This is a genomic window from Kitasatospora sp. NPDC032150, from assembly GCF_055579945.1.
Genome location: NZ_JBVIMH010000020.1, coordinates 136,174 through 142,773, shown reverse-complemented (window position 1 = coordinate 142,773; position 6,600 = coordinate 136,174). Strand labels below are relative to the sequence as shown.

Annotated in this window: 6 protein-coding genes; 4 read left to right on the top strand and 2 right to left on the bottom strand. The window is 70.4% G+C overall.

Translation table 11 applies throughout. The features are described 5' to 3' along the window. The first annotated feature begins 479 nt into the window (after positions 1-479). From ACZ5ON_RS23430 to ACZ5ON_RS23415, 4 genes are all read left to right on the top strand, one after another. Positions 480-3,071, top strand: coding sequence for a DUF4118 domain-containing protein (locus ACZ5ON_RS23430; RefSeq protein WP_465595920.1), 2,592 nt, complete (start codon positions 480-482; stop codon positions 3,069-3,071). Continuing rightward, positions 3,068-3,748, top strand: coding sequence for a response regulator (locus tag ACZ5ON_RS23425; protein ID WP_465595917.1), 681 nt, complete (start codon positions 3,068-3,070; stop codon positions 3,746-3,748). The genes ACZ5ON_RS23430 and ACZ5ON_RS23425 overlap by 4 nt, the downstream gene beginning before the upstream one ends. Before the next feature lie 84 nt (positions 3,749-3,832). Further along, positions 3,833-4,237, top strand: a complete 405-nt coding sequence (locus ACZ5ON_RS23420; protein ID WP_465595914.1) for an OB-fold nucleic acid binding domain-containing protein — start codon at positions 3,833-3,835, stop codon at positions 4,235-4,237. Between the two features lie 2 nt (positions 4,238-4,239). Further along, on the top strand, positions 4,240-5,064 hold the full coding sequence (locus ACZ5ON_RS23415) for a DUF3159 domain-containing protein (protein WP_465595911.1): 825 nt from the start codon (positions 4,240-4,242) through the stop codon (positions 5,062-5,064). An 86-nt stretch (positions 5,065-5,150) separates the two neighbouring features. On the opposite strand, the gene ACZ5ON_RS23410 is transcribed toward ACZ5ON_RS23415, so the two are convergent. Further along, positions 5,151-5,819 (bottom strand): potassium channel family protein, encoded by a 669-nt coding sequence (locus ACZ5ON_RS23410; RefSeq protein WP_465595908.1) that lies wholly within the window; start codon positions 5,817-5,819, stop codon positions 5,151-5,153. Further along, positions 5,819-6,487, bottom strand: a complete 669-nt coding sequence (locus ACZ5ON_RS23405) for a potassium channel family protein (RefSeq protein WP_465595905.1) — start codon at positions 6,485-6,487, stop codon at positions 5,819-5,821. Before ACZ5ON_RS23405 ends, ACZ5ON_RS23410 begins: the two co-directional genes overlap by 1 nt. Positions 6,488-6,600: the final 113 nt, after the last annotated feature.

Here is a 6,600-nt window from a genome sequence, read left to right as displayed (position 1 = left end):
ACTGCAGGGGGGACCCTGTGGGAGAGTAGGACGCCGCCGAACAATTTTTAGTGAAAGCCCCTCCCGGGGATACCGGGAGGGGCTTTCCGCATTTCTGGGCAGATCCGGATCCTGAATCCGGAGACAGACCGCCCCGCAGGAACACCGGCGCGCTCGACACCTGGTCGGCACCGGACCGGAACCCCCTGGGTCATCGATCACCGAACGTCCTCGTCCAGGTCCGTGGGTCCGGGGACCCGCACACCGAGCCGGCTCCCGTCACCACTCCGCGACGCCTCCGGCCCGCCGTAGCGGCCGGGTGTACCGCGGTGCACTATGCCGTACTGGCAGCTCCAGTCGACCTGAGACCGTCAAAAACCTGCTAAATCCGCCAGGTTACTGGTCCGATCAGCGGAAATCCGCCCCAAAAGCCGTAGTCTCGAAACCAGCGAACAGGTGTCCGGGGGCGTGGCTCCCGGGCGGCACGAAAAATGGGATGTATGGCACGCGGCAGGCTGCGGATCTATCTCGGGGCGGCGCCCGGGGTCGGGAAGACGTACGCCATGCTCGCGGAGGCGCACCGGCGGCAGGCCCGAGGTACCGCCGATGTGGTCGTCGGGTTCGTCGAGCACCACAAACGGCGGTTGACCGCCGAGCTGATCGACGGGCTGGAGACCGTTCCCCGTCACGAGGTGGTCCACCGGGGCGCCGTCTTCACCGAGATGGACGTCGACGCGATCCTGGCGCGCAAGCCGGCCGTCGCGCTGGTGGACGAGCTGGCGCACACCAATGTGCCGGGCAGCCGCAACGCCAAGCGATGGCAGGACATCGAGGAACTCCTCGCCGCCGGCATCGACGTGGTGTCGACCGTCAACATCCAGCACCTGGAGTCCCTCGGCGATGTGGTGGAGGGGATCACCGGGGTTCGGCAGCGTGAGACCGTTCCGGACGCGGTGGTCCGACGGGCCGACCAGATCGAGCTGGTCGACATGTCGCCGCAGGCCCTGCGCCGCCGGCTGGCGCACGGCAACGTGTACGCGCCGGAGAAGATCGACGCGGCGTGTGCCAACTACTTCCGGGTCGGCAACCTGACGGCGCTGCGCGAGCTCGCCCTGCTCTGGACCGCCGACCGGGTGGACGAGTACCTGCAGCGGTACCGCGAGGAACAGGGCATCAAGGGCACCTGGCAGGCGCGGGAGCGGATCGTGGTCGGTCTCACCGGCGGCCCCGAAGGCGCCACGCTGATCCGCCGGGCCGCGCGGATCGCCGCGAAGGGCTCCGGCGGTGAGGTCCTCGCCGTGCACATCTCCCGCTCGGACGGTCTGGCGGGCGCCGGCTCGCCACAGGCCCTGATCGAGCAGCGGGCCCTGGTGGAGAGTCTCGGCGGCACCTTCCACACCGTGCTCGGCGACGACCCGGCGGCCGCACTGCTGGCCTTCGCCCGGGGCGTCAACGCGACCCAGATCGTGCTGGGCTCCAGCCGGCGCCGGGCCTGGCAGTACATCTACGGACCGGGCGTGAGCGCCACGGTGACCCGGGACTCCGGCGACATCGACGTGCACATCGTCAGCCATGAGCACGCGGCCAAGGGGCGGGGCAGGATCCCGATCCGCAAGGTCACCGACCTCGGTCGGACCCGTACGGTGGCCGGCTGGTTGATCGGTGTGGTCGGACCGCTGCTGCTGGCGGTGCTCCTCACCCATGTGCACGGGCTCGGGCTCTCCACCGACATGCTGCTCTTCCTGTCGCTGACGGTGTGCGCGGCACTGGTCGGCGGACTGTTCCCGGCGATCGCCTCGGCCCTGGTCGGTTCCACGGCGCTGAACTACTACTTCACCCCGCCGCTGCACACGCTCGACATCTCCTCGCCGGAGAACATCCTGGCGGTGGGCATCTTCACCGCCGTCGGCATAGCCGTGGCCTCGGTCGTCGACCTGGCCGCCCGGCGTACCCAGCAGGCCGCCCGCAGCCAGGCCGAGGCCCATACGCTCAGTGCTCTCGCCGGTACGGTGTTGCGCGGCGCGCCCAGCGGCGACAGCCTGCTCACCGTTCTGCTCGACCAGGTCAGGGAGACCTTCCAGCAGGACTCCGCGGCGCTGCTGGAGCGCCCGGGCGAGCACTCCCCGTGGCGGATCGCCGCCAGCGCGGGGTCGTGTCCGCCGGAACGGCCCGAGGATGGCGACGTCGACGTCCCGGTCGGCACCGAGCTGGCCCTGGTGCTGCGCGGCCGGGTGCTTCCGGCCGAGGACCGGCGGCTGCTCGGCGCGTTCGCCGCGCAGGCCGCCGTCCTGCTGGAGCGCCGCCGACTGGCCCGCGAGGCCGCCGCGGCCCGCCGTGAGGCCGAGGGCAACCGGATCCGCACCGCTCTGCTCGCCGCCGTCTCGCACGATCTGCGCACCCCGCTCGCGGGCATCAAGGCCGCCGTCAGCTCCCTGCGGGCCGAGGACGTGGAGTGGGACGAGGCGGACGAGGCCGAGCTGCTGGCCGGGATCGAGGCCGGCGCGGACCGGCTCGACCACCTGATCAACAACCTGCTCGACATGAGCCGGCTGCAGACCGGCACGGTGACCCCGCTGATCCACGAGACCGATCTGGACGAGGTGGTCCCGTTCGCCCTCGGCGGGGTCCCGGTGGATGCCGTCAAGCTCGACGTGCCGGAGACCCTGCCGATGATCCACGCCGATGCCGGGCTGCTGGAGCGTTCGCTGGCCAACCTGATCGAGAACGCCGTCAAGTACAGTCCGGATGGTGTGAAGGTGCTGGTCAAGGCCGATGCGCTGCATCCCCCGGGCAGTGCGGCCAGGGTCGAGCTGAGGGTGGTGGACCGTGGCCCGGGAGTGCCGGAGGCGGCCAAGGAGCGGATCTTCGCGCCCTTCCAGCGCTACGGCGACGCCCCGCGCGGCGCGGGTGTGGGTCTCGGTCTGGCCGTCGCCCGGGGATTCGTGGAGGCGATGGGCGGCACCGTCACCGCCGAGGACACCCCTGGCGGCGGACTGACGATGGTGGTTACTCTGCCCGCCGTCGACCTGCCCGACGTCAACTTCCCTGAAAAGCCACAGCTGCCACCGAACCGAAAGGCGGAGCCCGAATGACCCGGGTTCTTGTCGTGGACGACGAACCGCAGATCGTCCGCGCCCTGGTGATCAACCTCAAGGCCCGCAAGTACGAAGTGGACGCGGCCCATGACGGGGCGAGTGCCCTGGAACTCGCCGCCGCCCGCCATCCGGACGTGGTCGTACTGGACCTGGGCCTGCCCGACATGGACGGTGTCGAGGTGATCAAGGGGCTGCGCGGCTGGACCCGCGTCCCGATCATCGTGCTCTCCGCCCGCCACGCCTCGGACGAGAAGGTCGAGGCACTGGACGCCGGTGCGGACGACTACGTCACCAAGCCGTTCGGCATGGACGAGCTGCTGGCTCGGATGCGGGCCGCGGTCCGGCGTGCCGAGCCGGTCGCGGGGGAGGACGACTCGGTGGTCGTGACCGACAGCTTCACCGTCGACCTGGCGGCCAAGAAGGTGAACCGGGACGGCCGGGACATCCGGCTGACCCCCACCGAGTGGCATCTGCTGGAGGTCCTGGTCCGCAATGCGGGCCGGCTGGTCAGCCAGACCCAGCTGCTCCAGGAGGTGTGGGGCCCCGCCTACCGGACCGAGACCAACTACCTGCGGGTCTACCTCGCCCAGCTGCGCCGCAAGCTGGAGGCGGACCCTTCGCACCCGCGCCACTTCATCACCGAACCGGGTATGGGCTACCGCTTCGAATCCTGAGCGACGGGTTCCGGGAGGCCCGACGCGGACCGGCCGGGGCTGCGGCCCTGCCGTTCGAACACTTGAAACCGGTACCCTTCGGGCATGAGTGGTGACAACAGCGGCGCGCAGCCGCAGGGCCGTTTCCGGCGCATGTTCAGTCGCCTGACCTCCTCCCCCGAGGAGTTGCAGGCGGAGGAGCTGCCGCGGGACACGGCGGAGTCGGGTTGTACCCCGATCGCCAGCTGCGGGGACCGCGAGGTGGTCACCGTGGCGGGCACCCTGCGCACCGTCACCCTCCGGCCCCGGGCCGGTGTGCCCGCGCTCGAGGCCGAGCTCTTCGACGGCAGTGACGCGCTGGACGTGGTCTGGCTGGGACGGCGGGCGATCGTCGGGATAGAGCCCGGCCGGAGGCTGGTGGCCTCCGGCCGGATCAGTTATGCCCGGGGACGCCGCGTCCTCTTCAACCCCCGCTACGAACTGCGTCCGGCCGGACACGGGAGCGAGTGAGCGTGACCAATCTGCCAGGCGGCGACCCCGCTGCCCGTACCGCTGTGCCCGCCGAGTTCGAGGGGTACGTCGAGCACACCCTGACCGAGTCGGTGATGGAGTCGGCCGACGAGGGGTTCGCCGCTTACGAGGCGTCCCGGCAGGCCGGGAACCCACCGGTCCAGGAGACGGCTGAGGAGTCGGCCGCGCGCGAGGCCGCGGCGTCCAAGGAGGCCGCCGAGACGGTGCTCCAGGCCTTCGGCGGCGTCCGGGGCATGATCGACATGACCCTGCCGGGTCTGGTCTTCATCGTCACCTTCAACCTCACCCACCAGGTCGCCCCGGCGGCCTGGGCGGCGCTCGGGCTCAGCGCGCTCTTCGTGGTGGTCCGGCTGTTCAAGCGGGAGACCATCCAGCACGCCTTCAGCGGCGTGTTCGGAGTCGCGATCGGGGCCTGGATCTCGATGAAGACCGGCAAGGCCCAGGACTTCTACCTGCCCGGCCTGCTCTACAACGTCGGCTACTGCGTCGCGCTGGCCGTCTCCGCGCTGGCCCGCTGGCCGCTGATCGGGGTGATGCTCGGCCCGATCACCGGAGAGATGTTCACCTGGCGCACCCAGAACCCGGGCCGGCTGGCCGCGTACACCAAGGCCACCTGGGCCTGGGTGGTGATCATGGGCATCAAGCCGGTGATCCTCTTCCCGCTGTACTTCACCGGCAACGTCAATCTGCTCGGCTGGCTCAAGGTCGCCCTTGGGATCCCGCCGATGCTGCTGGCGATGTACGTGACCTGGCAGATCCTGCTCAAGGCGCCGCCGCCGATCAAGGCGCAGGTCGAGGAGGAGTGACCTCGCTCCGGGGCTCGGACCTCGGGGCAGCTGCGCGAAGGGCCGTACCCGGTTGTCGGGTACGGCCCTTCGCGCAGGTGTGCGGACTAGCGTGCGCTGGATCCGGAGAGTAGCTCCTCCAGCTCCTCCTCGCGCTCCTGGGCGGCCACGAACAGCAGCTCGTCACCGGCCTCCAGGGTGTCGTCCTTGCCCGGTACCAGCACCCGGCCCTCGCGGATGATGGTCACCAGCGCGGTGTCGACCGGCCAGGTGACGTCGCCGACCCGGGTGCCGACCAGGTCGGCGTCGGCGGCCAGGGTGAGCTCGACCAGGTTGGCGTTGCCCTGGCTGAAGCGCATCAGCCGGACCAGGTCGCCGACGCTGACGGCCTCCTCGACCAGGGCCGACATCAGTCGCGGCGTGGAGACCGCGACGTCGACGCCCCAGGACTCGTTGAACAGCCACTCGTTCTTCGGGTTGTTCACCCGGGCGACCACCCGCGGCACGCCGTACTCGGTCTTGGCGAGCAGCGAGACGACCAGGTTGACCTTGTCGTCACCGGTCGCGGCGATCACCACATGGCAGCGCTGCAGCGCCGCCTCGTCCAGCGAGGTGATCTCGCAGGCGTCGGCCAGCAGCCACTCCGCCAGCGGAACCCGCTCCACCGAGATGGAGCCGGGGTTCTTGTCTATCAGCAGGACCTCGTGGCCGTTCTCCAGCAGCTCGCCCGCGATCGAGCGGCCGACGGCCCCGGCTCCGGCAATGGCGACTCGCATCAGTGCTCACCCTCCTGCGGACCCCGTGCGAACACGGCCTCGACGGCTGCCAGATCCGCCCGGTGCAGCGTGACGTGCACCAGGTCGCCCTCCTGGACCACCATCTGCGGCGTGGGCAGCAGGCCCTCGCCAAGGCGAGTGACGAAGGCGATCCGGACGCCCGCGGCCTCTTCGAGGTCGGTGAACCGGTGGCCGATCCAGGACGGGTCGAAGGCCACCTCGGCCAGCTGGATGCTGCCGCTCGGGTCCTGCCAGAGCGGCTCGGCACCGCTCGGCAGCAGCCGGCGCAGCATCTGGTCGGCGGTCCAGCGCACGGTGGCGACGGTCGGGATGCCCAGCCGCTGGTAGACCTCGGCGCGGCGGGGGTCGTAGATCCGGGCCGCGACGTGCTCGACGCCGAAGTTCTCCCGGGCCACCCGGGCCGCGATGATGTTGGAGTTGTCACCGCTGGAGACCGCGGCGAAGGCGCCCGCCTCCTCGATGCCGGCCTCCTTGAGGGTGTCCTGGTCGAAGCCGACCCCGGTCACCCGGCGACCGTTGAAACCGGCGCCCAGGCGCCGGAACGCGGTCGGGTCCTGGTCGACGACGGCCACCGAGTGACCCTGTTTCTCCAGCGTTCTCGCGAGGGCCGAGCCCACGCGCCCACAGCCCATGATGACGATGTGCACGGGGCTACCTCACCCAGTCCGTTGGGGTCATGACCTGTGCAAACACCGCTCATCATCCTTTCGCCCCCAGCCTTCGGGGGTGATCTTCCAGACCGTGCCTTCGGTACGGCGCA

Excerpts from the sequence above, each read along its gene's own strand:
- ACZ5ON_RS23430 (WP_465595920.1), top strand. The coding sequence starts at position 480 with ATGGCACGCGGCAGGCTGCGGATCTATCTCGGGGCGGCGCCCGGGGTC.
- ACZ5ON_RS23425 (WP_465595917.1), top strand. The coding sequence starts at position 3,068 with ATGACCCGGGTTCTTGTCGTGGACGACGAACCGCAGATCGTCCGCGCC.
- ACZ5ON_RS23420 (WP_465595914.1), top strand. The coding sequence starts at position 3,833 with ATGAGTGGTGACAACAGCGGCGCGCAGCCGCAGGGCCGTTTCCGGCGC.
- ACZ5ON_RS23410 (WP_465595908.1), bottom strand. The coding sequence starts at position 5,819 with ATGCGAGTCGCCATTGCCGGAGCCGGGGCCGTCGGCCGCTCGATCGCG.